This is a genomic window from Sphingomonas lenta (genome assembly GCF_002288825.1).
Classification (GTDB): domain Bacteria; phylum Pseudomonadota; class Alphaproteobacteria; order Sphingomonadales; family Sphingomonadaceae; genus Sphingomonas; species Sphingomonas lenta.
The window spans coordinates 86562-112500 of the sequence record NZ_NSLI01000004.1; the positions used below are offsets into that span (position 1 = coordinate 86562).

Consider the following 25939-nt stretch of genomic DNA (forward strand, 5'->3'; position numbering starts at 1 on the left):
GGCCAGGCCGCGATGCGGATCGTCGACGTCAACGAATTCTATTCGCCCACCGGCGGCGGGGTGCGCACCTATCTGGAGCGCAAGATGGGCCTGCTCGCCGAGATGGGCCACGAGCTGATCGTCGTCGCGCCCGGCCGCGAAACCCAAGTCGAGGAACGGCCGGGCGGCGGCCGCATCCACTACCTCAAATCGCCGCGTCTGCCCTTTGACGACAATTACGGGCTGTTCTGGGATGAGGAGGCGATGACCGCGCTGCTCGACGAACTCGACCCGGACGTGGTCGAGTGTTCGTCGCCGTGGCGGCCCGCCTGGTTCGTGGGCAAGTGGGAAGGCCGCGCAGTCAAGGTCTTCTTCATGCACAACGACAACATGGCCGCCTACGCCCAGCGCTGGTTCGAGGACGTGGCGAGCCACGAGCGGATCGAGCGCGCCTTCGGCTGGTACACGCGGTACATGGGCCGTTTCCTCGAGCTGTACGACGCGGTGGTGACCAACGGGCCGGCGCTGGAGAAGCGGTTGCGCGCGCGGGGCCTGCGCATCGACGCCGCCATGCCGCTGGGCATCGAGCGCGGGCATTTCTCGCCGCGTTTGCGCGACGAAGGGTTGCGGCGCGCCATGCTGGGGCAGTTGGGGTTGGGCGAGGACGGGCTGCTGCTGCTGGGCTTGGGGCGGCACCACGCCGAGAAGCGCTGGCCGGTGGTGATCGACGCCGTCGAACGCGCCGGCGCGCGCCTGCCGGTGGGGCTGATGATGCTGGGCCACGGCAAGCTGACGCCCAAGCTGGAGAAGCGGATCGCGGGATCCCCGCATATCCGGCTGTTCCGCCCCGTCTACGACCGCGAGCGGCTGGCGCGGATCATGGCGAGCTGCGACGCGCTGATCCACGGGTCGGAGGGCGAGCCGTTCGGGCTCGTAGCGTCGGAAGCGATCGCGTCGGGCCTGCCGCTGATCGTGCCCGCGAGCGGCGGCTGCGCCGAGGTGGCGGACCCGCACTCGTCCGAGATGTACGAGCCGCGCAACGCCGCCTCGGGCGCCAAGGCGATCGCGCGCCTCTACGCGCGCGACCGGCAGATGCTGCGGCGGGCGGCGGTGGCCGCGGCGGCGCGGGTGCGCTCCGACCGCGAGCACGCGGCCGACCTCATGGATTACTATGCGGAACTGGTCGCGGCGCGGCGTAAGCTGGCGGCGTGAACACGCGGAAGCGCGTGCCGGGCACTGGGACCTCGCGCCAGCCCGCCTGACGCGCGACCTGCGCCAGCTGCGCGTCGAGCAGGTCGCTGCCGGATGTATGCCGGCCCTCGCCGCCGACGAGCACCGCCGAGCCTGGGAGGCGCGGGCGGCTGCGGGAGATGAGGCGGAGGCGGCGCTCGGCGACCTCGCCCAGCAGGCGGTCGCTGCGGAAGTAGAAGGGGCCGGTGGCGAACTCGGGCGTGGGGAGCCGGCCGGCAGCGGGGAGGAACTGGGGCGAGAGCGTCGCGACGGGGCCACGGATGGCCAGCCGGTCTAGCGTCGCGCGGACCGCGGCGGACTGGCGCATCGCTTGCGCCAAGAACAGGCCCTGGCCGGCGAGCGCCGCAACCGTGGGTGCGAGGCCGGCCGCGGCGAAGACGGCGAGCGCGATGCGCCAGGCTGGGCCGGGCGGGCGCTCGTGCAGGCGGATCGCGAGCAGCACGAACAGCGGCGGCAGCGCCGGCAGCAGGTACTGACGCCATGTCGGCGTGGGCAGCAGCGCGGCGACGAGGCCGGCGGCGAGCAGGACGGTGAGCGCGGACGGGCGGAGGCGGCGCGCGACGAGGAGCAGCGCGGGCAGGCTCGCGCCCAGCGCAAGGAATTTGAACGCATCTAGCAGCTTGACGGCGAGCGACAGTTTGACGGGGCGGTCGGCGTACCAGTCGAGCGGCGCGCGGACGGGAAAGTCGAGCACGCCGAAGACGAAGCCTTCGGGCGCGAGCAGGTAGGTCCAGGCGACCAGCGCGGCGGGCAAGGACGCGCCGAGCGCGACGTGGGGCGGGTGGTGGCGGCGGCGCGCGAGGCTCGACAGGCCGTAGGCGGCGGCGGGAAGCGCATAGGAGATCTTCGCTGCGGCGGCCCCGGCGAGCAGCAGGCCGATTAGGACGGCGTGCGTGCGCGTGCCCCGTTCCTGCTCGGCGCGGACGACGAGCGGCAGCGCGCTCGCCAGCAGCGCGGCGGGGAGCGCGTCGTTGCGGGCGGTGCCGATGCTGAAGAGGAGAACATCGCAACCGGCGAACAGCGCGGCGGCGATCAGGGCGGCGCCTGGGCCGGCGCTCTCGCGTGCGGCACGGTGGACGCCGGCGACCGCGACCGCGCCGAGGGCCGCATTGACGAGGCGCAGCGCGGGCCAGGTCCACGCGCCAGCGATCCACGCGACGGGTGCCAAGAGCAGCGGCTGGAGCGGCGTCTGAAGATAGGCGAAGTCGCGATAGGGCAGCAGGCCTTTCGCGGCGAGCACGGTCGCGGCGACGTACTGCGACTCGTCGTGATCGACGGGGCGGGCGAGGGAGAGAAGCGCGAAGAGGAGGGTGAGGGCGGCCCAGCAAGCGGCTCGCATCAGACTCGTCAGGCCCGCACCGCCGTCACGAAATAGTCGAGCTCGGTTGACCCGGAGAGCTGGAACCCGCGCGAGAGCGTGTAGGACAGGCCGGTCACGTCGCGCACGCTCAGGCCCGCCTCCTCCAGCAAGCGCGTCAGCTCCTCGGGGCGGAGGAAGCGCGTCCAGTCGTGCGTGCCGCGCGGGATCATGCCGGTGCCCTCCGCGACGGTGATCATGGCGAGGCGCGACAGGCTGGTGCGGTTGGGCGTGGAGAGGATCATGAGCCCGCCCTCCACCAGCGCGTCCGCGAGCCCGCGCACGAACGCGGCCGGGTCGGCGGTGTGCTCGATCACCTCCAACGAGGCGACGAGGTCGAACCGCTCGCCGGCCAGCGCCTCTATGCCGCCCGGACGATAATCCACCGACAGCCCGCCCGCTGCCGCGTGCGCGCGGGCGGCCTCGATCAGCTCGGGCGCGGCGTCGATGCCGGTCACGGCCGCGCCCAGCCGGGCGAGCGGTTCGGCGAGCAGCCCCGCGCCGCAGCCCACGTCAGCTACGCGCTTGCCCGCGAGCGACCGGAAGGAGCGCGGGTCCAGCCCCCAATGCGCGTCGGCCTGTTCGCGGATGTACCGGAGGCGCGGCGGATTGAGCCGGTGCAGCGGCGCCGACGATCCGCGCGGGTCCCACCAATCGGCCGCGAGCCGCCCGAAGTGCGCGGCCTCGTCCGGCCTGACCGTTCCCTCGCTTGCCATGCTCATGGCGCGCGCCCTATCAGGCGCGTTCGCCGCACCCAAGGGGGACTGGAGCCGCATGGCGCGCATCGTGATGAAGTTCGGCGGCACGTCGATGGCCGGCATCGAGCGCATCCGCTCGGTCGCGGGCCGCGTCAAGCGCGAGGTGGACGCGGGCAACCAGGTCGCGGTGGTCGTCTCGGCCATGGCGGGCGAGACCGACCGGCTGGTCGGCTTCTGCCGCGAGGCGAGTTCGCTCTACGACCCGCGCGAGTATGACGTGGTGGTGTCGTCGGGCGAGCAGGTGACGAGCGGGCTGCTCGCGATCGCGCTCCAGGCGCTGGGCGTGCCGGCCCGCAGCGCGCTCGGCTGGCAGCTGCCGATCCGCACCTCGGACGCGCACGGCACGGCGCGGATCGGGACGATCGACACCGACGGCCTCGACGCGGCGCTGGCAAGGGGCGAGGTGGTGGTGATTCCCGGCTTCCAGGGCGTGACGCAGGAGGGGAGCGTCACCACGCTGGGCCGCGGCGGGTCGGACACGAGCGCGGTCGCGGTCGCCGCCGCGATGCGCGCCGACCGCTGCGACATCTACACGGACGTGGACGGCGTCTACACCACGGACCCGCGCATCGTCCCCAGGGCGCGCAAGCTGTCCAAGGTGACGTACGAGGAGATGCTGGAGCTGGCGAGCGTGGGGGCCAAGGTGCTCCAGACGCGTTCGGTGGGGCTGGCGATGAAGGAGGGCGTGCGCGTGCAGGTGCTGTCCTCCTTCACCGGCGCGGACGCGCCGATGGCGGACACGCTGCCCGGCACGATGATCGTGGGCGAAGAGGAGATCGACGACGTGGAACGCCAGCTCATCACGGGCATCGCGCACGACAAGAACGAGGCCAAGATCACGCTGACGGCGGTGCCCGACAAGCCGGGCGCGGTAGCCGCGATCTTCGCGCCGCTGGCGGCGGCCGGCATCAACGTCGACATGATCATCCAGAACATCGCCCATGCGACGGGCGGGTCGACGGACGTGACCTTCACCGTGCCGCAGGCCGACCTGGCGCGGTCGATCGAGACGCTGAACCAGGCGCGGGACGCGATCGGCTATGAGCGCCTCGTCCACGACACGCGCGTGGCGAAGATCAGCGTGGTGGGCGTCGGCATGCGCTCCCATGCCGGCGTGGCGTCGACCATGTTCGAGACGCTGGGCGCGCGGGGGATCAACATCCAGGCGATCTCCACGTCGGAGATCAAGGTGAGCGTGCTGATCGAGGAGGATTACACCGAACTCGCGGTGCGCGTGCTGCACACGGCATACGGGCTGGATGCGGCGTAGGGCGCACGCGCCGAGCGAAGCTCGAAGCGAGACGCCCAAGCCCGGCCGGCGGGTCGGCCTGCCGAACCCGTCCGACGACGCGGCTTCGCCGCGGCGGGCCTAACGTCGGACATCGCCGCCACCTCCATTTTCCCTGTCCTACAAGCGCCTGCCCGTGCCAGCGTATCCGTCATGCCCCGGCCCGACTCGACCCAGTATCATCACCCTCCATCGTCGCGCGTACCCACGCTCACCCTCGATCGGAGCAGCGACGTGCGGCGAAGCGGGCGCGTACCGGTGCGGGCGCGGCGCTACGCCGTCGCTCACCCGGCGCGCGGGCGCAGCGCGGGCGACGCGTCGGTGTCGCGTCCGTGTTGCGCGCCTGTCGCCTATTCGTGGCTTGGCGGGCGCGTCGCCGCGGCGTCGTGGGCGCTTCCGGCTCCGGGAAGTGTTCGGGCCTCAACCCGCGTCAACTTGTTCGGTGTCGCGGCCCAGCCCGGCCGCGTCCGACCGGCGTTCTTGGCGTGTACTTTAGTGTACTTCCGCCCCGCTTGGCGGCCGGACCATGCGCCGCTAGGTCGTGCCGCATGACTGACACTCTCGCCCGTCCCGCCACTTCTGCCCTCGGCCGCGAGCGCCTTCAGCGGCGCATGTCGCGCGGCGCGACTTTTCTAGGAAGCGAGGTCGCCATCATGGGCGGCGCGATGTCCTGGGTGTCGGAGCGGAACCTCGTGTCCGCCTTGTCCAACGCGGGCGCGTTCGGGGTGATCGCGTGCGGGGCGATGAGCCCGGAACTGCTCGACGCGGAGATCGCCGCGACCAAGGCGATGACCGACCGGCCGTTCGGCGTGAACCTGATCACCATGCATCCTGCCTTGCAGGAGCTGATCGCGGTGTGCGGGCGTCACGGCGTCACCCACGTCGTGCTCGCGGGCGGGTTGCCGCCCAAGGGGTCGCTGGAGGCGATCAAGGCGACGGGCGCGAAGGTGATCTGCTTCGCGCCCGCGCTGAGCCTGGCCAAGAAGCTGATCCGTTCGGGCGTGGATGCGCTGGTGATCGAGGGCATGGAGGCGGGCGGGCATATCGGCCCCGTGTCGACCAGCGTGCTGGCGCAGGAGATGCTGCCGGTGATCGCCGACCAGCTCCCCGTCTTTGTCGCGGGTGGCATCGGGCGGGGTGAGGCGATCGCGGGCTATCTCGACATGGGGGCTGCGGGCGTGCAGCTCGGCACGCGTTTCGTCTGCGCGACCGAGTGCATCGCGCATCCCCGCTTCAAGCAGGCCTTCATCCGCGCGAGCGCCCGCGACGCGGTGGCGAGCGTGCAGATCGACCCCAGGCTGCCCGTCATCCCGGTGCGCGCGCTCAAGAACGCCGGCTCCGAGCTGTTCACCGCCAAGCAGCGTGAAGTCGCCCAGAGGCTGGACGAGGAGGCGGTCGTGATGGCGGAGGCGCAGCTGGAGATCGAGCACTACTGGGCGGGCGCGCTCCGCCGCGCCGTGATCGACGGCGACATCGAGCACGGGAGCGTGATGGCGGGCCAGTCGGTCGGCATGGTCACGCGCGAGGAGCCCGCCGCGGCGATCGTCGCCGAGCTGATGGAGGAGGCCGCGGGGGCGCTGGACCGGCGGGCGGCGTGAGATCGCGGTTACCCGAACTTAACCATTCCCTCTCCATCATGTCGCCCACGGGGGACAGCGATGGAGTGCGTGGCCGTGCGCCGATACCCGATCCTGCTCGCCTGTTGCCTGACCGCCTGCGTCGTGCGCCCCGCGCCCGTCGAGGTTGCGCAGGCGCCTTCGCCCGCGCCGAGCCCGACGCCCGCGCCCGTTCCGTTACCGCCGGGCGCGTCGCCGGGGATGAACGTGCCGTTCCCGCTCGTTGACGGCAGCTTTCCGACGCCGAACCGCAACCTCTCGCCTGCGGGCGCGCTGTGGCACTTGCGCGGCGGGCTGAACGTTGCGGCGCTGGCGTGCCGGGGACCGGGCGAGACGGCGACGATCGCGCGCTACAACGTGCTGCTCGCGAGCCAAAAGGCGGCGCTGGCGCAGGCGCAGAAGGCGTACGAGGCGGAGTATCGCGCCGCCGCCCGGGCCGAGTGGCAGGCCCGTTGGGACTCGGCGATGACGCGGCTCTACAACTATTTCTCGCAGTCGCCGCCGCGCGAGGGCTTCTGCGCGGCGTCGGAGGCGCTGCTCGTGGAGCTTGAGGCGGTGCCTGCCGAAGAGCTGCCCGCCTTCGCTCATGCACGGCTCGCCGACTTGGACCGGCCGTTCACCGGCTTCTACGCGGCCTACCACGCATGGCGCACGCAGAGCCTGCCCGTGGCGCTCGCGCGAGCGCCGCGCATCGAGGTCGACCCGAAGGTGCTGCGCCTGCCCTGAGCCCGACCCAACCGGGTTGCGCCGGTTTCCCAAGCCGTTAAACCGCCCGGCCGATGGTTAACGACGGGCTCGATCTGCCTGCGGAAGGACGCTTCGTGGGCGGCGAGCACCGCTTCCCGGTGCGCATCTATTTCGAGGACACGGACTTGTCGGGGATCGTGTACCACGCCAATTACCTGCGCTTCATGGAGCGGGCGCGGTCGGAGCTGCTGCGCCAGGCCGGCATCGACCAGCGCGCGGCGATGGAGTCGGGCGGCGGCGCTTACGCGGTCGCCAGGCTCGACATGCGCTTCCGCGCGCCGGCCAAGCTGGACGACGCGCTGGTTGTGGTGTCGCGGCCCAAGAGCGTGCACGCAGCGCACGTCGTCATTCATCAAGCAGTCATGCGGGGCGAGGCCATTCTGGCGGAAGCGGAGGTCGTGGCGGCGCTGGTCGCGCCCGACGGTCGGCCGCGGCGCCAACCGGCGGAGTGGGTCGCCAAGTACAGGGACTTATTGGGCCAAGGGGGCGCCTCACACCGATGAACCCGTTCTTCAACACCGACGCGGCGACGCTCTCGCCCGTGGCGCTCTTCCTCCAGGCGGACTGGGTGGTGAAGGCCGTGATGATCGGCCTGCTGCTGGCCAGCATCTGGACGTGGGCGATCATCATCGCCTTTTCCCGGCGTGTCGCGCGCACCCGGCGCGAGATGGCGAAGTTCGAGCGCGACTTCTGGGCCGCGGACGACATCGACGCCTTCTACAAGGTGCACGGGACGAGCGAGCTGCCGTCGGCGCGCGTGTTCGCGGCGGGCGTGTCCGAATGGCGCAACTCCACCGCGGCGAGCCCGATCGACAAGAGCGGCACGCGCGAGCGGCTCGCCACCGCGATGGGCGCGTCGGTCGCAGCCGAGATCGACCACCTGTCCGACCGCCTGAACATCCTGGCGACCGTGGGATCGGTGGCGCCGTTCGTGGGGCTGTTCGGCACGGTGTGGGGCATCATGCGCTCCTTCACGTCGATCGCGTCGGCGCAGAACACCTCGCTCGCGGTGGTGGCGCCCGGCATCGCGGAGGCGCTGTTCGCGACCGCGATCGGCCTGTTCGCCGCCATCCCGGCGGTGATCGCGTACAACCGCTTCAGCCACGGCGTGAACCGCGTGGAGGCGAGCCTCAACCGCTTCGCCGACGGCTTCCACGCCACGCTGAGCCGGCAGCTCGACGGGGCGCGCTAGGCGCATGGCCATGAACCTGCCCTCGCGCTCGGGGCGCGGCCGGCGCGCGCCGATGGCGGAGATCAACGTGACGCCGCTGGTCGACGTGATGCTGGTGCTGCTGATCATCTTCATGGTGACAGCACCGCTCCTGACCGCGGGCGTGCCGGTGGAGCTGCCCGACAGCCGCGCCAAGCCGCTCGATACTGAAGATAAGCCCGTCCAGATCTCCATCGACCGCGCGGGCAAGCTGTTCGTGGACGACACGGAGCTGGCGGAAGCGGACCTGCCCGCCAGGCTCGAGCGGATCGCGAGCGCCGGCTCGGGTGCCAGAGCGGGGGGACGCCCGCCGCAGGTGTTCCTGCGCGCCGACCGCGGGCTCGATTACGGCCGCGTCATGCGCGTCATGGGCGAGCTCAACCGCGCCGGGCTCAACCGCGTCGCGCTGGTGACGGTGGAGGAGGGCTCCTAGTCCCATGGAGCGCGCGGAGAAGGTCGGGCTGGGCGTCGCCGCCGCGGGGCACCTCGTGCTCTTCGGGCTGCTGTCGGTCGGCTTTCTCGCGACGCCCAATCCGGACAAGCTCCGCGCCACGCCGGTCGAGGTGAGCCTGGTCGAGGACGTGGCGCTCGAATCGGCCGCGCCCGCGCCCGCCGCCGATCCGGCGCAGTCGATCGCCCCGGAAGAGGGTCCGCCGGAGGACGCGGTGCCGCCCGAGCCCGCGCCAGCCCCGCCCGAGCCCGCACCCAAGCTGCAACCGGCTCCGCCGCTTCCCGCACCGGCGCCCGTGCCCCGGCCGCAGCCTGCGCCGCCTAAGCCCGCACCTCAGCCAAAAGCCGCTCCGAAGGCCGCGCCCAAGCAGCCGCGGCGCCCCGCCGCGGAGCCCAAGGCGGCGCCCAAGCAGGCGCAGCCAAAGGCCGCGCCAAAGCAGGCCGCCGCCGCGCCCAAGCCGACGACCACCGCCGCCGCCAAGAAGGGGACGGGGTCGACGCAGACCGCCGCGGCCGCACGCCCGCGCGGGTCGCGGCTCGGCGACGATTTCCTGAAGGGCCTGTCGGCCGAGCCGTCGCGCTCGACCAACCCGAACCCGCCCGCCACCCGCGTCGGTGCGCAACAAGCCGCCAACATCGGCGCGGCGATCCAGCGGCAGATCCAGCCCTGCGCCAACCGCCAGGTCTCGCCCGGACCCGGCGCGGAGCGGATCCGCGTCGCGATCAACCTGCGCATCAACCGTGACGGCTCGCTCGCCAGCCGGCCCACGGTGCGCGGGAGCACGGGCGTGGACGACGACAACCGCCGCTATGTCGACCGCGTGGAGGACCTCGCGGTCGCCGCGTTCGTCGGCTGCGCCCCCCTTCGCGGCCTGCCGCCCGAGCTGTACGACGTGCCCGGCGGCTGGTCGAATTTCACGCTCCGCTACAAGCTTCCCGGTTGAGGACCACCATGATCGCGCCCGTTCTCTCGCTTAGCCTAATGCTCCTCGTCGGCACCGCCTCGGTCCCGGCGGTCCAGGAGGCCCCGCCGCCTCAGCCCGCCCTGCAGCAGGCGCCGGCGCAAGCGCAGCCGGCGCAGCAGGAGGAGCTGGTGGTCGACGTGGAGGGCGGCGTGCAGCCGGGCGCGCAGCTGTCCATCGCCATCCCTGTCATGCCCGCGGCCGCGGTGGCGCAGACGCCCGCCGGCTCGACGGACGCGCTCGGGCGGCAGCTGGCCGAGGTGGTCGGCAACGACCTGCGCAACTCGGGGCTGTTTGACCCGCTCTCGCCCGGCCAGCTGCGCCAGCCTTCGTTCCCGGAAGTGACCGCGCCGACCTTCGACTATTGGGGCGGCACGGGCGCGCAGGCGTTGGTACAGGGCTTCGTGCGCGCGAACGGCGACGGCACGCTGACGGTCGGCTGCTACCTGTACGACGTGTCGACGCGCGCGGAGCTGACGCGGCAGGGCTTCGTGGTCAGTCCGTCCGACTGGCGGCGCGCGGGGCACAAGTGCGCGGACATGGTCTATACGCGGCTGACCGGCGAGGGCGCCTATTTCGACAGCCGCGTCGTCTACGTCTCGGAGACGGGGCCGAAGAACCGCCGCATCAAACGTCTGGCGATCATGGACCAGGACGGGGCGAACCACCGCTTCCTGACCAATGGCCAGTCGATCGTGCTGACGCCGCGCTTCGCGCCCAACCAGCAGTCGATCGTCTACATGAGCTACATCGGCAAGACGCCGGCCATCTACGTGTACGACATCGGTTCGGGGCGGCAGCGGCTGGTGGTGCAGAACGCCGCCACGACCTTCGCGCCGCGCTTCTCGCCGGACGGGCGCTACATCCTCTTCTCCATGGCGCGGAACGGCAACACGGACCTGTACCGAGTGTCGGCGCAGGGCGGGCAGCCGCAGCAGCTGACCAGCTCGCCGGGCATCGACACGGGCGGCAGCTACTCGCCCGACGGCCAGCGCATCGTGTTCGAGAGCGACCGTTCGGGCGGGCAGCAGCTCTACGTCATGAACGCCGACGGGTCGAACCAGCAGCGCATCAGCTTCGGCGGCGGGCGCTACGCGACGCCGGTGTGGAGCCCGCGCGGCGACCTGATCGCATTCACCAGGCTCGGCGGCGGCTTCCGTATCGGCGTCATGACGCCGAACGGGTCGGGCGAGCGCCTGCTCACCGACGACTGGCAGGACGAGGGGCCGAGCTGGGCACCCAATGGGCGCGTGATCACCTTTCTGCGGTCCGGCCGCGGCACGAGCGGCAAGGCGGACCTGTGGATGGTGGACCTGACGGGCGTCAACGAGCGGCGCATCCCGACGCCGCTCGACGGGTCGGACCCGGCCTGGGGACCGCTCAGGCCTTGAAGGATCGCGGGGGCGTGACAGCAGGGCGGAAATACAAAGGGAGTTTGATATGACGAGGACCATCACCCTGATCGCCGCGACGGCGCTCCTGTCGCTGGGCGCATGCGCCAAGAAGCGCCCCGAAGTGCTGCCGCCCGCCCCCGTCGGATCGGGCGCGGACGCGGGCGCGGGGGTGGCCGACCCCAATGCGGCGGGCGGCGCGGTCGTGCCGGGGTCGGACGCGGACTTCCAGCGGTCGGTGACGTCGAACACGATCCTGTTCGCGCTCGACCAGTACGACATCGACGCGCAGGCCAGATCGATCCTGGACAGCCAGGTCGAGTGGCTGAACCGCTACCCGAACGTGCGGATCACGATCGAGGGCCATGCCGACGAGCGCGGCACGCGCGAGTACAACCTCGGGCTGGGCGATCGACGCGCCAACGCGGCCAAGAACTACCTGGCGGCGCGCGGCGTCAGCCCGGCGCGGATCAGCGTGATCAGCTACGGCAAGGAGCGGCCGGTGGCGCTCGGCTCGGACGAGGGGAGCTGGGCGCGGAACCGGCGGGCGGTGACTGTCATAATCGGGCAGTGACCCCAGTCCCTCTCCCATCGGGAGAGGGAGGGAGCGGCGCGACAGCGCCGCGGAAGGGTGAGCGCTTGGGTGCGTCACTCACCCTCACCCGCTAGCCGCTGCGCGGCGTCGCCGCCCTCTCCCGGCGGGAGAGGGCTCAGAGGCAACCTGACCGTTACGCCTGCGTTTCTGCCATAATGAACGGAGTCGTACGCGAGCCCGCCACACTCATCTGGGCCAAGCTCAACGGCTGGTGGCAGGGTTTCTTCCTCCAGCTGCCCAACATCGTCGCGGCGATCCTCTTCTTGGCTGTCGCCTACGGCGTCGCCAAGCTCGCGCAGCGCGCCGTCCGGCGGCTCGGGCGGCGGCGCGACCGGGTGGACCTCGGCACGGTACTCGGCTCTCTGGCGTTCGGCGGGATCATGACCGCGGCCGCGCTCGTCGCGTGCGTGATCGTGTTCCCGTCGGTGAACCCGGCGGACGCGCTGGCGACGCTCGGCATCGGCTCGGTCGCGGTGGGCTTCGCGTTCAAAGACATTCTGCAGAACCTATTCGCGGGCGTGCTGCTGCTCCTGCGCAGGCCGTTCCGGCGCGGCGACCAGATCGTCGTCAAGGATTTCGAGGGCACGGTCGAGCATATCGAGAGCCGCGCCACGCACATCAAAACCTATGACGGCCGGCGCGTCATCATCCCCAATGCGGACATCTATACGAGCCCGGTGACGGTCAACACGGCCTTCCCGATCCGGCGCGACCATTTCGACGTCGGCATCGGCTACGGCGACGACGTCGACCTCGCGATCCGGGTCTTCGGCGAGGCGATGGCGGCGATCGACGAGGTCGCCGACGAGCCTGCGCCCGAGGTGCTGGCCTGGGGGTTGGACGAGAGCACCGTCACGTTGCGGGCCCGCTGGTGGACGGGATCGAAGCGCACGGAGATCGTCCACGTCAAGGCGAAGGTGATCCAGGCGATCTTCGAAGCCGCCAAGGAGCACGCGATCGATCTGCCTTTCCCGACGCAAGTGCTGCTGTTCCACGATCAGACGGAGGAGGTGGACGGCGACCGCGCCCGCCAGCGCGAGGGCTGGCCGGCGGGCGACGCGCCGCCCCGGCCGCGGCGGGAGCAACCGACGGCCCTCTCCGCTGCGTCATCCCGGCCTTGAGCCGGGATCCATGCGCGGCGCCCTCGTTCGCGAAGGTCGCTCGCGAGCGGACGCACGCGCGTGGATGTCGGGTCAAGCCCGGCATGACGGATGAAAGACGAAGCTTTCCGCTCCTCAGCGGCGGCGCGGCTCGGGCGTGAACGCCTTCGCCGGGTCGAGCGCCTCGTCGAGCAGTCGGGCGAGGCGTAGGCCGGCGCGCTGCACTTGGAGGCGCTGCGGCTCGATAGCGGCCTGGATCTCCGCCTCGTCGAGCTGGACGCGGGCGGTCGGCTTGGGGCCGCAAGGGTCGCCCAGGGCGAGCGTGTAGGCGACGTCGCGGCTGACCGCCCAGGCTTCGCGGCTCCAGTCCTCGGTCGTGCCCGCGGCGAGTTGCGCCTCTTCGGCCGCGTCGTACCGCCGTACGATCGACGGCGGCGTGGTGATCGCACGGTCGGCGAGCGGGCTGTCCCAGATGGCGTGGAGGTTGAGCCACTCGGGCTTGTAGGCCCCGTAAGCCGCGTCCACGTCGTTGCCGCCGCGGTCGCCGCGGTCGCCGGCGTGGAGCGGCATGTGCAGGTCGCCGACGAAATGCATGAGGAAGACGAGCGCCTGGACCTTCTCGCGTGCCGGTACGCTGCGGTCCTGGAGCAGCTTCACTTGGCGATCGATCTGCGCCGACACGCAGTTGCCGTCGCGGCACGCGGTTTTTGGGTCGAAGGGGCGGCAGATGTCGACGTTCTGATAGTGCCAGGGCGCCGAGTAGCTGAAGCGCTGCCCGAGGTTGCGGACGCAGTCGGCCCAGACGCTCGCCCCGTCGGGCGTTAGCGCGGGACAGGTGGGGGTCTCGAGGAGCGGCGTACGGCGGAGCATCGCGCGTACCCGCGCCGCCGTTTCCGGCTGGGCGTTGAGGAGCGCGATCTCGGCCACGCGGCCGTGCGCGAAGAAGCCGTAGGCGTGGGCAGGGGCGGAGAAGAGCAGCCCGACAACCGCGAGCAGCACGGGGAGGAACCTCATGCGCGCGGCCCCTAGCCGCCGAATCAGTCGCGGTACAGCGCGACCTCCGCCTGGTCCCACGACGAGACGCGGCCGCGGTACATGCCGGGCGTGGTGAAGTGCCAGATACCCTCGCACGCGGGGGTGACGACGATGACGCCGCCCGTGCCGCCGAGCGCGCGCACCTCGTCCATCACCGCGCGGGCGGCGGCGTCGGGCGTTTCGCCGGCGTAGAGCATGCGCGCGGCGATCGCGTGGGCGGTGCCGGCGCGCAGGAACTGCTCGCCCGACCCCGTGCACGACACCGCGCCCGCGCGGTCGTCGGCCCAGGTGCCGGCGCCCACGACCGGCGAGTCGCCGATCCGATCCCAGCGCTTGCCGGTGACGCCGCCCGTCGAGGTCGCGGCGGCGACGTGCCCGCGCCGGTCGCGCGCGACCGCGCCCACCGTGCCGTATTTCATCTCGACGTCGTACTGGTCGGCGTCGGTGCTGAGCAGCTCGCGTAAGTGGTCCTGGCGCTCGGGCGTGACGAACCAGTTGGGGTCGGCCTGCTCCAACCCCTGTTCGAGCGAGAACCGGTCGGCGCCGGGGGCGGCGAGGAAGACGTGGGGGCTGCGCTCCATCACCGCGCGCGCGAGCTGGATGGGGTGGCGCGTGCGCGAGACGCCCGCGACCGCGCCCGCCTGACGGCCCGCGCCCTCCATGATCGACGCGTCCAGCGCGACCGCGCCGTCGTGCGTCAGCGCGGCGCCGCGGCCGGCGTTGAAGCAGGGATCGTCCTCCAGCACGCGGATCGCGGCCTCCACCGCGTCGAGCGCGGGCCAGCCGTTCCGGAGCACCGCCGCGCCCGCCTCCAGCGCGGCGTGCAGGCCGGCGCGCGCGGCCTCCTCGCGGCCGGGGGGCATGTGGTCGGGATGGATCACGCCCGCGCCGCCGTGGATCACCAGCGTCCAATCGTCGTCGAGATCTTGCATCAGCCGCGTGCGCTTTCGGTGCAGGGGTATGAGCGGGCGCGGCTAGGCTATATATGTGCCCCATGTCCATCCGTCCCTGGCGCGACATCCAGCGCCGTCCTTCGCGCCAGATCATGGTCGGGAACGTGCCCGTCGGCGGCGACGCGCCCGTCACCGTCCAGACCATGACCAACACGCCCACCGCCGACGCGGTCGCGACGCTCGACCAGATCAGGCGCTGCGAAGAGGCGGGGGCGGACATCATCCGCGTGTCGTGCCCGGACGTGGAGTCGACGCAGGCGCTCCGGCGGATCACGCGCGCGGCCCGCGTGCCGATCGTGGCCGACATCCACTTCCACTACAAACGCGCGCTGGAGGCGGCGGACGCGGGGGCTGCGTGCCTGCGCATCAACCCCGGCAATATCGGCTCGGCGGAACGCGTGCGCGAGGTGGTCAACGCCGCCAAGGCGAACGGATGCAGCATCCGCATCGGCGTGAACGCCGGCTCGCTCGAGCGCGACCTGCTCGAGAAGTACGGCGAGCCCTGCCCGGAGGCGCTGGTCGAGAGCGCGCTCGACCATATCAAGCTGCTCCAGGACCACGACTTTCACGAGTTCAAGGTCGCGGTGAAGGCGTCGGACGTGTTCCTGGCGGTCGCCGCCTACCAGCAGCTCGCCGAGGCGGTGGACTGCCCGCTGCACCTCGGCATCACGGAGGCGGGCGGGTTCGTCGGCGGCACGGTCAAGAGCGCGATCGGCATCGGCTCGCTCCTCTGGTTCGGCATCGGCGACACGATCCGCGTGAGCCTGTCGGCTGAGCCCGAGGAGGAGGTGCGCGTCGGCTTCGAGATTCTGAAAGCGCTCGGCATCCGCAACCGCGGCGTCCGCGTCGTGTCCTGCCCGTCTTGCGCGCGCCAAGGCTTCGACGTGATTCGGACCGTGCAGACGCTGGAGGAGCGGCTGCAGCACATCCGCACGCCCATGTCGCTGTCGGTGCTCGGCTGCGTCGTGAACGGCCCAGGCGAGGCGCGGGAGACGGACATCGGCGTCACCGGCGGGGGCAACGGGCGGCATATGGTGTACCTGTCGGGCGTGACCGACCACCATGTCCAGGACGAAGGCATGGTCGACCACATCGTCCGGCTGGTCGAGGCCAAGGCGGCGGAGATCGAAGCGGACGAGCGCGCTCGGGCGCTGGCGGCGGAGTGAGCCGTTAACCATCCCGCTTAGCGCGGATTTGAGCGGTCCGCGGCTAAGCGGGGCGCATGAAGTTCGCGCTCGCCATCGTGGTCGTCATCGGCGTGGCGATCGGCGCCTCCATGCCGGCGCCGACGCCCCGGCCGGTCGCCGCCGCGCCGGCCGCGCCGGCCGAGCGCGACGACACGCGGCGGCCGACCGTGCTCCAGCGCGGCGACGGCGGACATTTCTGGGCGACCGTGGAGGTGAACGGTCAGCCGGTACGCTTCATCGTCGACACGGGCGCGTCCACCGTCGCCCTGTCGGTCGCCGACGCGCGAAAGGCGGGCGTCGCCTTTGACCCGGCGCGGTTCGAGCCGATCGGGCAGGGCGCAGGCGGCGTGGTCCGGGGCGAGGTCGTGACGCTGGGCGAGGTGGCGCTCGACGGCAAGGAGGCCACCGGCCTGAAGGCGGTCGTGCTCGACGGCGGCGAGATCTCGCTCCTGGGCCAGAACTTCCTCCGCATCATGAACGTGGAGATCAAGGGCGACACGATGACGCTCAACCCGGGGTGACCCGGACCGGGCGGCCGGTTATGGCCCGCCCGACATGCGTTCCGTCTCCGCTCCTCTGGCCTTCGCGGTCGCGTGCACGGCGGTCGGCACCTACGCCGCGATGGACGTGTTCATGAAGGCGCTGTCGATCGAGGCGGGCGCGTACAGCGCGGTGCTGTGGCGGTCCTGGGTCGGGGTGGCGCTATCGGGCGTGATCTTCCTGGGCAGGGGCGGGCGCTGGCCGGGGCCCGAAGCGCTCAAGCTGCATGCCTTGCGCGGGCTGACGGCGGGGACGTCGGTGCTGTTCTTCTTCTGGGGGCTGGCGCGCATCCCGATGGCGAAGGGGGTGGCGCTGACGTTCCTCGCGCCGCTGATCGCGATCTTCCTGGCGGGCGCGGTGCTGGGCGAGCGGATCAGGCGGGCGGCGATCTACGGCTCGCTCGTGGCGGGCGCCGGCGTGCTGGTGATCGCCTGGGGTGAGGTGGAGCGGAACGCGTCGACCGACAGCGTGCTCGGCGCGCTGGCGGTGTTCGTGGCGTCGATCTTCTACGCCGTCAGCCTAGTCTATCTACGCCGGCAGGCGCAGGCGGCGGACCCGATCGAGGTGACCTTGTTCACCGGGCTCGTGATGGGGGGCATGCTGCTGCCGGGTGCGCCGTGGTGGTCGGGCGCGCCGACGACCGCGCTCGCGCCGATGGTGGTCGCGGCCGCCGTGCTGGGCACGGTGTCGTCGATCATGTTCGCCTGGGCGTACTCACATGCCGAGGCGCAGGTGCTGGCGCCGGTCGAGTACACCGCCTTCGTCTGGGCGGCGTTGTTCGGGTGGCTGGCGTTCGGGGAGCTGGTGACGGCGTACACGGTGGCGGGAACGGCGCTGATCGTGATGGGGTGCCTGATCGCGGTGCGGAAGGCCGCGGGGTCTGCGCCGCAGTCGGAGGCGGGCGCATGATCTCGATTCGGCCGGCCCGGCCCGGCGACGAGGCGCTGGTGCTCAGGTTCGTGCGCGAGCTGGCCGCGTTCGAGCGCGAGCCGGACGCGGTGGAAGCGGGCGAGGCCGAGTTCCGCGACGCGCTGTTCGGGCCGGACCCGGCGGCCGAGGCGGTGATCGCGGAGTTGGACGGCGAGCCGGTCGGCTTCGCGCTATTCTTCTACAATTTCTCGACCTGGACGGGGCGGCCCGGGCTGTATCTGGAGGACCTGTACGTCACGCCCGCGGCGCGGGGGCGGGGCGTAGGACGGGCGTTGCTGCAACACCTCGCGCGCGTGGCGCTGGAGCGGGGCTGCGCACGGTTCGAGTGGGCGGTGCTCGACTGGAACGCGGACGCGATCGCGTTCTATCGTGCGCTGGGCGCGGTCGGCATGGAGGAGTGGACGGTGCAGCGGGTGAGCGGCGACGCGCTCCGGCGACTGGCGGGGGCGTAGCCTGATGGCGTTCAATCGCGGGCTGGTGGACTGGGTGGCCGAGGCGATGGAGCCGGTCGGCCCCGTCACGCACCGGCCCATGATGGGCGGGGCGACGCTCTACTGCGACGGCGTGGTGTTCGCGATCGTCGGCGACGACGCGCTGTGGTTCAAGGCGGACAAGGTCAGCGACGCCGAGTGGGACGCGGCGGGGTGCCCGCGCTTCACCTACGAGATGGGCGAGGGGCGGACGGGGAGCATGAACTACCGACGCGCGCCGAACGACGTGTACGACGACGCGGATAGCCTGCGGCACTGGGCGGGGCTGGCGTTGGAGGCCGGGCGGAGGGGGCCGGCGAAGCGGAAGAAGGGCTGAGCGCCCTTCGCTGGCGCAATCCCCGCTCGCGCCGTCAGTCGCGGCGAAGCCGCGCCTTATGGCGCAGTTTGCCACGCTGGCCGAGCTTGGGCGAGTCTTGCGCCGAGTCGGCGCAAGCCGCCCTGCGCTTACGCCTTTTCCATCCCCGGAGCTTCAACCCCCTTCGCCTTCTCCGCATTATAGCGGTCGATGGCCTCCATCGTGATCCGCCGAGCCTCCTCGCGGCCGCCCCAGGTGCCGATCCGGACCCACTTCTTCTTCTCCAGGTCCTTGTAGTGGGTGAAGAAGTGCTCGATCTGCTGGAACACGATCTCCGGCAGGTCCTCGCGCTCGATCACGTCGGCGTAGTAGGGGAAGGTCTCGTTCACCGGCACGCAGACGAGCTTCTCGTCGCCGCCGGCCTCGTCTTCCAGGTTCAGCACCGCGATCGGGCGCGCGCGGACGACGCAGCCGGGGATGAAGGGCGAGCGCGCCACGACCAGCGCGTCCAGGGGATCGCCGTCGGGCGAGAGCGTGTGCGGCACGAAGCCGTAGTTCGCCGGGTAGCGCATGGGCGTGTGGAGGATACGGTCGACGAAGAGCGCGCCGCTAGCCTTGTCGAACTCGTACTTCACGGGTTCGCCGCCGGTCGGCACCTCGATGATGACGTTAAGGTCGTCGGGCGGGGACTTCCCCACCGGGATCAGGTCAATGCGCAATGTATGTCACCCTTTTGTTGGTGGCGGCGCCGGCCCCGCGTCAGCGGGCGGAAAGTAGCCGATCGAGTCCCGCCTCTCCGGTCCCGACCTTTTGTAGGCGCGGGTAGCGCGGACCGTCGTGATAGTCGACAGCGACCTCGCGCACCCCGTCCTGCGATCGGACAAGCAGCCGGATGGGGTCGCGCGTACCCTTGGCCGCCACCACCGCGGCCTTTAGGCGGTCGGCGGAGTAGGTCTGGCCGTTGACCGCACTCACCACCGTGCCGACGTCGAGCCCTGCGCGATAGGCGGGGCTGTTCCAGATCGACGCGGTCACCTCGCCCTCGCGGTTGAGCACGAGGCCGATCGAGTAGCTGAGGTCCGCGACGTTGCGCGCGCGCTCCGCTTTCGAGAAGTAGCCCGTCGGCTCCGCGGTGTAGACGAGGCGGTAGCCGTTCATCTCGAAGCCGTTCACCGGCGCGGGCTTGCCCGTCTCTGTGATCCGCGTGCGCAGGAACCCCGCCCAGTCGTACGGCTGGATGCGGTTCAGCGTCTCCGCCACGTCCTCGAACGTATAGGTGACGACGCCCCAGTCGCCGTCGCGGATGCCGAATAAAGCCTTGGCGAAGTCGTCGATCGAGCGGCGGCCGCGCGACTCGCGGCGCAGAATCGCGTCGACCTCCATCCAGATCAGCAGGCCCTCGTTGTAGTAATCCTCCGACCGCTGCCAGCTCGACCAACCCTTGGGTCGCCTGGCGGAGATGATCGGATCGTTGGTCGTGTCGAGCAGCGGACGCCATTCGCGGCCGACCGCGTTCTGGAGGTTGGCGGCGATCAGCGCATAGGCGTCGAGCGTGTCCTGCTTGGACACGATGCCCGAGCGCGCCTGGAGGACGTAGCCCCAGAACTGCGTCTGGCCTTCATAGACCCAGAGCAGTGAGTTGCGCGTCGGCGTGCGGTAGTCGGGCGCCCACTGGTCCGCGCCGCGACGGAACTTGCCGTCCCAGCTATGCGCGAACTCGTGCGGCAGGAGGTTGCGCCTGGCCACCGAGTTCTCCCAGTCGGTGAAATAGCCGGGGTTCACTCCGTTCTCCGACGAGCGGTGGTGCTCCAGGCCGATGCCGCCGAGCTGGTCGGAGATGGTCAAGAGGAACTCGTACCGGTCGTAATGGCGCGCGCCGAACGCTTTGAGCGACTGGTCGACGAGGCGGCGGTGCGCCTCGATCTGGTCGGGCTTCGCTTCCAGCTCGGCGGCCGTGTCGGCCCAGACGTTGAGGTCGACGCGGGGGCTGAGCGCCCATTCCTTGTAATGGCGGCCCGCGACGATCGGCGAGTCGACCAGCGTCTCGTAGTTGACCTGGTTGTAGGTGTAGGTCGCCCCGGCGCGCTGCGCGGGGACGGCGGAGACGGCGGTCCAGCCCTCCGGATACCTAACCGTCATGCGGACGGGGATCTGCCGGACGAAGTAACCCGCGGGGTAAAGGCTGACGCGCTCGGGCTGGAGGCTTAGCATGGCGGGCGTGGCGACGACGCGGCCCTGGTCGGGCTTGGTGGCGGAGAGGAAGTCGAACGAGACGTCGAGCTGCTGGACGCCCTGCGGCACGTCCAGGTGGAACGCGTAGACGTCGACGGGGTCGCGCGTCCAGGGGATTACCTGACCGTTGCCGCGGACCACCAGGCTGGCCAGCTTCTCGATCTCGCCGCGCGGCGCGTGGTTGCCGGGGAGGAACTTGGGGTAGAGCAGCGTCATGCGCCCGGCCTGGGGCACGGGGATCGTCTCGCGCACGCGCCAGATGCCGCGCGTCACGTCGGTCGCGTCGACCTGGAGCTGGATCACGCCGGGATAGGGCACGTCGCGCGGCTGCGGGATCGGGTCGACGTACGGGACGGGCTGGGGGGCCGAGTTGCCAACGGGGACTTGGGCGAGTGCCGCGGCGGACGCGGCGGCGAGGAACGCGGACAGGACGGTGCGGATCAAGGACGGCCTCTCGGGATATTGTTTCGGCGCGGTTTAGGCGGGCGAAAGGTCAACAGTCCAGCCCGTTGCGGCCCGCGGGTCCGGCCCCTAATAACCCGCGCTTCATGGCCCGTATTCAGACCCCGAACCGCGTTCGCGGCACCCAGGACATATTCGGCGAAGACCAGCGCCGCTTCGCGCATGTGCTCGAGACGTTCGAGCGCGTGCGGCGGCTATACTGTTTCGGGCGCGTCGACGTGCCGGTGATCGAGGACACGCAGGTCTTCGCGCGCTCGATCGGCGAGACGACGGACGTGGTATCGAAGGAGATGTACACGTTCGAGGACCGGGGTGGGGACTCGATCACGCTGCGCCCAGAGTTCACGGCGGGGATCGCGCGGGCGTTCATCACCAACGGCTGGCAGCAGCATGCGCCGATGAAGCTGGCGACGAGCGGGCCGCTGTTCCGCTACGAGCGGCCGCAAAAGGGGCGGTTCCGGCAGTTCCACCAGATCGACGCGGAGGTGATCGGCGCGGCGGAGCCGGCGGCGGACGTCGAGCTGCTGGTGATGGCGGACCAGCTGCTGCGCGAGCTCGGCATCGGCGACGAGGTGACGTTGCAGCTCAACACGCTGGGCGACACGGAGACGCGCGACGCGTGGCGGGCGGCGCTGGTGGCGCATTTCGCCTCGCACCGCGACCAACTGTCGGAGGAGTCGGTCGCGCGGTTGGAGAAGAACCCGCTGCGCATCCTCGACTCCAAGGACCCGCGCGACCGGCCGGTGGCGGACGGCGCGCCGGACATCGACGCGTTCCTGACGGCGGAGGCGCGGGCGTTCTTTGACGCGGTGACCGCGGGCTTGGACAGCGCGGGGGTGAGGTGGACGCGCAACCCGCGGCTGGTGCGCGGGCTCGATTACTACCGGCACACCGCGTTCGAGTTCGTGACCGACCGCTTGGGCGCGCAGGGCACGGTGCTGGGCGGCGGGCGCTATGACGGGCTGATCGAGAGCCTGGGCGGGCTGCCGACGCCGGGCGTGGGCTGGGCCGCGGGGGTGGAGCGATTGGCGATGTTAGTCGAGGAGCCGACGGCAGAGCAGCCTGAGCTTGCTGTCGTCCCAAGTCACGACGATTCTGTGGGAATAGCGACAGAAGTGCTCGCTTTATTGCGGCAGCGCGGAATTCGCGCAGAGATGGCCTTTGGCGGTTCTGAAAAGAAGCGCTTCGACCGGGCACGCCGCTCAGGCGCTCATCGCGTGTTGAACGTTGAGGTAGGTGACGAATTTTACGTGGCCGCTCTCCGCTTGCGTGATCTTGTTGGGGGGGCCGCGCCGGTTCGTTCACGCGTGAAGGACGCGCTCTCGCAAAGATTTGCTGTATGGGACGACCCCAGCACTCGCTTCATCACTTTAGAGAAGCGGATGGCATGACCACCATCTCCCCCGAACGGATTGCGCAGATCGAGGCGCGGCGGGACGAGCTGTCGGCGATGATGGCGACGGGCGACCTGCCGGGCGACCGCTTCGTCGCCGTGTCCAAGGAGTATGCCGAGCTGGAGCCCGTCGCCGAGGCCGCGGGGCAGGTGCGCCGCCTGCGTGCCGAGGCCGAGAGCTTGCGCTTCATGGCGGAGGACGGCGACGACGAGCTGCGCGCGCTGGCGGCCGAGGAGCTGCACGAGAACCGGGCGGCGCTGGAGCAGGCGGAGCGCAGGCTGGCGCTGGCGCTGCTGCCGCGCGACGCGGCGGACGAGCGCGCGGCGATGCTGGAGATCCGCGCCGGCACGGGCGGCGACGAGGCGGCGCTGTTCGCGGGCGACCTGTTCCGCATGTACCAGCGCTACGCCGAACGGCAGGGCTGGCGCGTGGAGCTCCATTCGGCGAGCGCGTCGGAGGCGGGCGGGTTCAAGGAGGTCGTCGCCTCCGTGGCCGGGCAGGGCGTGTTCGCCAAGCTGAAGTTCGAGAGCGGCGTCCACCGCGTCCAGCGCGTGCCGGTGACGGAGGCGGGCGGGCGCATCCATACCTCCGCGGCGACCGTCGCCGTGCTGCCGGAGGCCGAAGAGGTCGACGTGCAGATCGAGGACAAGGACCTGCGCGTCGACATCTACCGTTCCAGCGGCGCGGGCGGGCAGCACGTCAACACGACCGACTCGGCGGTGCGCATTACGCATATTCCGACGGGCATCGTCGTGATCCAGCAGGACGAGCGATCGCAGCACAAGAACCGCGCCAAGGCGATGAAGGTGCTGCGCACGCGGCTCTACGAGGCCGAGCGCGAGCGGCTCCAGAGCGAGCGGGCGGGCGCGCGGCGGTCGATGGTGGGATCGGGCGACCGGTCGGAGCGGATCCGCACGTACAACTTCCCGCAAGGGCGCGTGACCGACCACCGCATCAACCTGACGCTGCATCGGTTGCCGGAGATACTCGAGGGCGAGCTGGACGAGCTGGTGGGGGCGCTGAGCGCGGAGGATGAGGCGGAGCGGCTGGCGTCGCTTGACTCGTAAGTGAACTCGCAGTCGTTCCACTTCGCCACCTCGGACTTGTTCCGGGGTCCGTCGTGGTCCGCGCACGCCGAGCGGATCGCCCGCACAACGATGGATGCCGGAACAAGTCCGGCATGACGGGGAAGGTCAGGGAGGCGATCTCCCACGCCGCCGCGCGGTTCGGCTTCTCGGAGACGCCCAGGCTCGACGCGGAGCTGCTGATGGCGCACGCGCTGGGCTGCACGCGGGAGGCGCTGCTGCTCGGGCGGCTGGACGATCCCGCGCCCGACGGGTTCGCCGCGCTGGTGGAGCGCCGCGCCGCGCATGAGCCGGTCGCTTACATCACGGAGGTACGCGCCTTCTGGACGATCGAGCTCGCGGTCGGGCCGGGCGTGCTGGTGCCTCGCGCGGATACCGAGACGCTGATGGAGGCGGCGGTCGAGCATTTCGGCGAGCGGAGCCCGCGCGCCGTGCTCGACCTCGGCACCGGGTCGGGCGCGCTGCTGCTCGCGGCGTTGGACCAATGGCCGGAGGCCGGCGGAGTGGGCGTCGACCGGTCGCCGCAAGCGTTGGCGGTGGCGCGGTACAATGCGCGGCTGCTGGGGGTGGAGGCGCGCGCGCGATTCGTCGAGGGTGGGTGGGACGCGGTGGAGGGCACGTTTGACCTCGTGCTCTCCAACCCGCCCTATATCGCCGACACGGAAGAGCTGGCGCGCGAGGTCGCGGAGTACGAGCCCGCCTCCGCGCTCTACGCCGGACCGGACGGGCTAGACGAGTATCGCGCGCTTGCGCCCATCATCGCGCGGCGGATCGCGCCGGGGGGCGTGGCCTGCATCGAGATCGGGTCGAGCCAGGGCGAGAGCGCGGCTGCGCCATTCCGGGCGGAGGGCTTGACCGTTGATCTACGTCAGGACCTGGGCGGGCGCGACCGTTGCCTCGTGGCAACGCCTTGAAGCCGGACGACGCCGCTCCCATATTCCCCCTTGTAGGATCGGGCCCGGCGTCGCTATGGAAAGCGCGGGGGACCCGCAACTTCGACACAAGTTGTTGAAACGGGCGCTCGCCTGCATCCTTGATCGTTCGCGCCGCGAAAGGTTCGGCGCGTGATGAGGCTAGGGCCGATACGGGGCCGCGAGGAAGCGCGCAGCCCCATTTTGCACCGCGTGCACGGGAGCAAAGAATAGTGGTTCACGGACAGGAACACGCATGATCAACAATCGGCAGCAGGGCCGCAGGCGGGGTCGCGGCGGGCAGCGCCAGGGCGGTGGCGGCGGCGGGGGCAATCCCAACAGCGGCAACCGCATCGACAACCGTGCGCGCGGCAACGCCAACCAGCTCTGGGAGAAGTACAAGAGCTTGGCGGCCGATGCGCAGCGCCAGGGCGACCGCGTCCAGACCGAATATTACCTCCAGTTCGCCGACCATTATTACCGCGTGCTGGCCGAGACCCGTCCCAACTTCCAGGAGCAGCAGCGCCAGCAGCGCGCGCGCGAGGAGCAGTTCGACGAGGACGGCGGCTTCGGTGGCGAGGGCGCCGACGGCGAGGATTACGGTGACGAGGGCGACGCGATCCGTCCCGGCGAGCAGCCCATGGCCCCGGCCCGCGGCGACAACCGCGACGGCGACAACGGCAACGGGGAGCGCCGCCGCTTCGACGATCGCCGCCCCCGCCGCGACGATGACGAGAGCCGCTCGCGTCGCGAGCTTGGGGAGGAAGGCCGCCCGCGTCGCGAGCAGGGGGAGGGCCGTTCGCGCCGGGCCGACGAGGAGCGCCGCCCGCGCCGCGACCGCGACGACCGGGACTATCGCGATCGCGAGCGGATGAACGGCCAGCATCGCGCCGAGCCGCAGGAAGCCGCCGCGCCGGAAGCGGTCGAGCCCGACCTGCCGCTGCCCGAGCCGGAGACCGAGGTGCGCGAGCCCGCGCGCCGTCGCGGCCGTCCGCGCAAGGAGGTGGCCGAGGAGCCGGCCGGCTTCGACGCCGACCGCCTGCCGCCCGCGCTGGGGGCGCCGGCCAACGACGCGGACGAGCCCGCCGAGGCCAAGCCGCGCCGACGGCGGCCTCGGGCTGCGGCGGAGGTTCCGGCCGCCGAGTGACGGCTTAGCATCGGCGATAAAAGGCCGGTTCCGCTCGGTGCGGGGCCGGCCTTTCTCGTTCAGTCGAGCCGGTCGACGTCCTCGTCGTGGCCCGTCCCCGAACTCATGAACACCAAGCCCATCAGTGCGCCGGCCATGGCGACCGAGCCGCCGACGCCGCCCAGCACCGCCAGCATGGTCACGATCCTGAGCGGGCCCTGCAGCTCCGCCAGGACGACGATCACCGCCGCCGAGATCGCCGCCGCGAGCGCGACCATCCAGGCCATCAGGTGGCGGAAGCGCGCCCAGGCGTGGCGGGCGTAATCGGGATCGCCCAAACCGCGGGGCTGCCGGTCATCCATGCTTTGCCAATGGGGCGCGTCCGTGCTTTTCTCAAGCATGTGCGGGCGGCCTCGCTCCGCGCAAGCGGAGCGGGGACTCGCCACGGTGGACGGCGGGATCGGCGCAGCCGATTCCGTTCGACGGCGTGGCGCATGACGACGAGGCGGAGGAGTAAACCATGACGATCGCGGCTATCCTCAGGACCAAGGGCTCGGAGGTGGTGACGCTGCCGCCGTCGGCGAGCGTGTCGGG

Annotated in this window: 28 protein-coding genes (1 of these 28 running past the window's edge); 21 read left to right on the forward strand and 7 right to left on the reverse strand. The window is 71.2% G+C overall.

The window, feature by feature from the left end; all coding sequences use genetic code 11:
• Positions 1-12: 12 nt before the first annotated feature.
• Positions 13-1191 (forward strand): glycosyltransferase, encoded by a 1179-nt coding sequence (locus CKY28_RS12615; protein WP_095998738.1) that lies wholly within the window; start codon positions 13-15, stop codon positions 1189-1191.
• Here the strand turns inward: CKY28_RS12615 and CKY28_RS12620 are convergent.
• Together CKY28_RS12620 and ubiG are read right to left on the reverse strand one after the other, a co-directional pair.
• On the reverse strand, positions 1139-2569 hold the full coding sequence (locus CKY28_RS12620; protein ID WP_095998739.1) for a glycosyltransferase family 39 protein: 1431 nt from the start codon (positions 2567-2569) through the stop codon (positions 1139-1141). The two genes, CKY28_RS12615 and CKY28_RS12620, sit on opposite strands and share 53 nt — an antisense overlap.
• A gap of 8 nt (positions 2570-2577) precedes the next feature.
• Positions 2578-3309 (reverse strand): bifunctional 2-polyprenyl-6-hydroxyphenol methylase/3-demethylubiquinol 3-O-methyltransferase UbiG, encoded by a 732-nt coding sequence (ubiG, locus tag CKY28_RS12625; RefSeq protein ID WP_095998740.1) that lies wholly within the window; start codon positions 3307-3309, stop codon positions 2578-2580.
• Positions 3310-3361: 52 nt separating this feature from the next.
• On the opposite strand from ubiG, the gene CKY28_RS12630 reads away from it, so the two are divergent.
• The 10 genes from CKY28_RS12630 to CKY28_RS12675 all read left to right on the forward strand — a co-directional run bounded on the left by CKY28_RS12630 (position 3362) and on the right by CKY28_RS12675 (position 12725).
• On the forward strand, positions 3362-4615 hold the full coding sequence (locus CKY28_RS12630) for an aspartate kinase (RefSeq protein WP_095998741.1): 1254 nt from the start codon (positions 3362-3364) through the stop codon (positions 4613-4615).
• 629 nt (positions 4616-5244) lie between these two features.
• The gene (locus tag CKY28_RS12635; RefSeq protein WP_095998742.1) at positions 5245-6231 is read left to right on the forward strand and encodes an NAD(P)H-dependent flavin oxidoreductase; all 987 of its coding nucleotides are present in this window, start codon (positions 5245-5247) and stop codon (positions 6229-6231) included.
• Between the two features lie 75 nt (positions 6232-6306).
• Positions 6307-6975 carry a hypothetical protein gene (locus CKY28_RS12640; RefSeq protein WP_245841834.1) on the forward strand — a complete coding sequence of 223 codons (669 nt, stop codon included), beginning with the start codon at positions 6307-6309 and terminating at the stop codon, positions 6973-6975.
• 53 nt (positions 6976-7028) lie between these two features.
• The gene (gene ybgC, locus CKY28_RS12645) at positions 7029-7499 is read left to right on the forward strand and encodes a tol-pal system-associated acyl-CoA thioesterase (protein WP_095998744.1); all 471 of its coding nucleotides are present in this window, start codon (positions 7029-7031) and stop codon (positions 7497-7499) included.
• Positions 7496-8188 (forward strand): protein TolQ, encoded by a 693-nt coding sequence (gene tolQ / locus CKY28_RS12650; RefSeq protein WP_095998745.1) that lies wholly within the window; start codon positions 7496-7498, stop codon positions 8186-8188. Before ybgC ends, tolQ begins: the two co-directional genes overlap by 4 nt.
• A 4-nt stretch (positions 8189-8192) precedes the next feature.
• Positions 8193-8639, forward strand: coding sequence for a protein TolR (tolR, locus tag CKY28_RS12655; RefSeq protein WP_095998746.1), 447 nt, complete (start codon positions 8193-8195; stop codon positions 8637-8639).
• Between the two features lie 4 nt (positions 8640-8643).
• Positions 8644-9600, forward strand: coding sequence for a cell envelope biogenesis protein TolA (locus CKY28_RS12660; protein ID WP_095998747.1), 957 nt, complete (start codon positions 8644-8646; stop codon positions 9598-9600).
• 8 nt (positions 9601-9608) lie between these two features.
• Positions 9609-11009 (forward strand): Tol-Pal system beta propeller repeat protein TolB, encoded by a 1401-nt coding sequence (tolB, locus tag CKY28_RS12665; RefSeq protein ID WP_095998748.1) that lies wholly within the window; start codon positions 9609-9611, stop codon positions 11007-11009.
• Between the two features lie 49 nt (positions 11010-11058).
• Positions 11059-11583 carry a peptidoglycan-associated lipoprotein Pal gene (pal, locus tag CKY28_RS12670; protein WP_095998749.1) on the forward strand — a complete coding sequence of 175 codons (525 nt, stop codon included), beginning with the start codon at positions 11059-11061 and terminating at the stop codon, positions 11581-11583.
• A 176-nt stretch (positions 11584-11759) separates the two neighbouring features.
• Complete coding sequence (locus tag CKY28_RS12675; RefSeq protein ID WP_095998750.1) at positions 11760-12725, forward strand: mechanosensitive ion channel family protein; 966 nt, start codon at positions 11760-11762, stop codon at positions 12723-12725.
• Positions 12726-12839: 114 nt separating this feature from the next.
• Here the strand turns inward: CKY28_RS12675 and CKY28_RS12680 are convergent, their stop codons facing one another.
• Positions 12840-13718, reverse strand: coding sequence for a S1/P1 nuclease (locus CKY28_RS12680; protein WP_095998751.1), 879 nt, complete (start codon positions 13716-13718; stop codon positions 12840-12842).
• Between the two features lie 23 nt (positions 13719-13741).
• Positions 13742-14671: an isoaspartyl peptidase/L-asparaginase family protein gene (locus CKY28_RS12685; RefSeq protein ID WP_095998752.1), complete on the reverse strand. Its 930-nt coding sequence runs from the start codon at positions 14669-14671 to the stop codon at positions 13742-13744.
• 62 nt (positions 14672-14733) lie between these two features.
• Between CKY28_RS12685 and ispG the strand changes: the two genes are divergently transcribed.
• Genes ispG through CKY28_RS12710 form a run of 5 tightly spaced genes read left to right on the forward strand, consistent with a single transcriptional unit; the run spans position 14734 to position 18156 of the window.
• Positions 14734-15858, forward strand: coding sequence for a flavodoxin-dependent (E)-4-hydroxy-3-methylbut-2-enyl-diphosphate synthase (gene ispG / locus CKY28_RS12690; protein WP_095998753.1), 1125 nt, complete (start codon positions 14734-14736; stop codon positions 15856-15858).
• A 56-nt stretch (positions 15859-15914) separates the two neighbouring features.
• Entirely contained in the window at positions 15915-16400 is a 486-nt protein-coding gene (locus tag CKY28_RS12695) for a retropepsin-like aspartic protease family protein (RefSeq protein WP_095998754.1), read from the forward strand.
• 34 nt (positions 16401-16434) lie between these two features.
• Entirely contained in the window at positions 16435-17328 is an 894-nt protein-coding gene (locus tag CKY28_RS12700; RefSeq protein ID WP_095998755.1) for a DMT family transporter, read from the forward strand.
• Positions 17325-17801, forward strand: coding sequence for a GNAT family N-acetyltransferase (locus CKY28_RS12705; RefSeq protein ID WP_095998756.1), 477 nt, complete (start codon positions 17325-17327; stop codon positions 17799-17801). Before CKY28_RS12700 ends, CKY28_RS12705 begins: the two co-directional genes overlap by 4 nt.
• A gap of 4 nt (positions 17802-17805) precedes the next feature.
• Positions 17806-18156 carry a TfoX/Sxy family protein gene (locus CKY28_RS12710; RefSeq protein WP_095998757.1) on the forward strand — a complete coding sequence of 117 codons (351 nt, stop codon included), beginning with the start codon at positions 17806-17808 and terminating at the stop codon, positions 18154-18156.
• Between the two features lie 128 nt (positions 18157-18284).
• Here the strand turns inward: CKY28_RS12710 and ppa are convergent, their stop codons facing one another.
• Together ppa and CKY28_RS12720 are read right to left on the reverse strand one after the other, a co-directional pair.
• Complete coding sequence (gene ppa, locus CKY28_RS12715) at positions 18285-18854, reverse strand: inorganic diphosphatase (RefSeq protein ID WP_095998758.1); 570 nt, start codon at positions 18852-18854, stop codon at positions 18285-18287.
• 40 nt (positions 18855-18894) lie between these two features.
• The gene (locus CKY28_RS12720; protein WP_095998759.1) at positions 18895-20811 is read right to left on the reverse strand and encodes a M61 family metallopeptidase; all 1917 of its coding nucleotides are present in this window, start codon (positions 20809-20811) and stop codon (positions 18895-18897) included.
• 104 nt (positions 20812-20915) lie between these two features.
• Here CKY28_RS12720 and hisS point away from each other — a divergent pair, with 104 nt between their 5' ends.
• The 4 genes from hisS (at position 20916) to CKY28_RS12740 (ending at position 25366) form a co-directional block, all read left to right on the forward strand.
• Complete coding sequence (gene hisS / locus CKY28_RS12725) at positions 20916-22220, forward strand: histidine--tRNA ligase (protein WP_095998760.1); 1305 nt, start codon at positions 20916-20918, stop codon at positions 22218-22220.
• Complete coding sequence (gene prfA, locus CKY28_RS12730; RefSeq protein ID WP_095998761.1) at positions 22217-23290, forward strand: peptide chain release factor 1; 1074 nt, start codon at positions 22217-22219, stop codon at positions 23288-23290. Before hisS ends, prfA begins: the two co-directional genes overlap by 4 nt.
• Before the next feature lie 113 nt (positions 23291-23403).
• Complete coding sequence (prmC, locus tag CKY28_RS12735) at positions 23404-24222, forward strand: peptide chain release factor N(5)-glutamine methyltransferase (RefSeq protein ID WP_095998762.1); 819 nt, start codon at positions 23404-23406, stop codon at positions 24220-24222.
• A gap of 253 nt (positions 24223-24475) precedes the next feature.
• On the forward strand, positions 24476-25366 hold the full coding sequence (locus tag CKY28_RS12740) for a DUF4167 domain-containing protein (protein ID WP_095998763.1): 891 nt from the start codon (positions 24476-24478) through the stop codon (positions 25364-25366).
• A 59-nt stretch (positions 25367-25425) separates the two neighbouring features.
• Here the strand turns inward: CKY28_RS12740 and CKY28_RS12745 are convergent, their stop codons facing one another.
• Positions 25426-25707 (reverse strand): hypothetical protein, encoded by a 282-nt coding sequence (locus CKY28_RS12745; RefSeq protein ID WP_095998764.1) that lies wholly within the window; start codon positions 25705-25707, stop codon positions 25426-25428.
• A 158-nt stretch (positions 25708-25865) separates the two neighbouring features.
• Here CKY28_RS12745 and CKY28_RS12750 point away from each other — a divergent pair, with 158 nt between their 5' ends.
• On the forward strand, positions 25866-25939 hold the 5' end (the start) of the coding sequence (locus CKY28_RS12750; protein WP_095998765.1) for a CBS domain-containing protein. 355 nt of this gene lie beyond the right edge of the window; 74 of the gene's 429 nt are visible here — the first part of the coding sequence; the start codon lies at positions 25866-25868; its stop codon lies beyond the right edge, outside the window.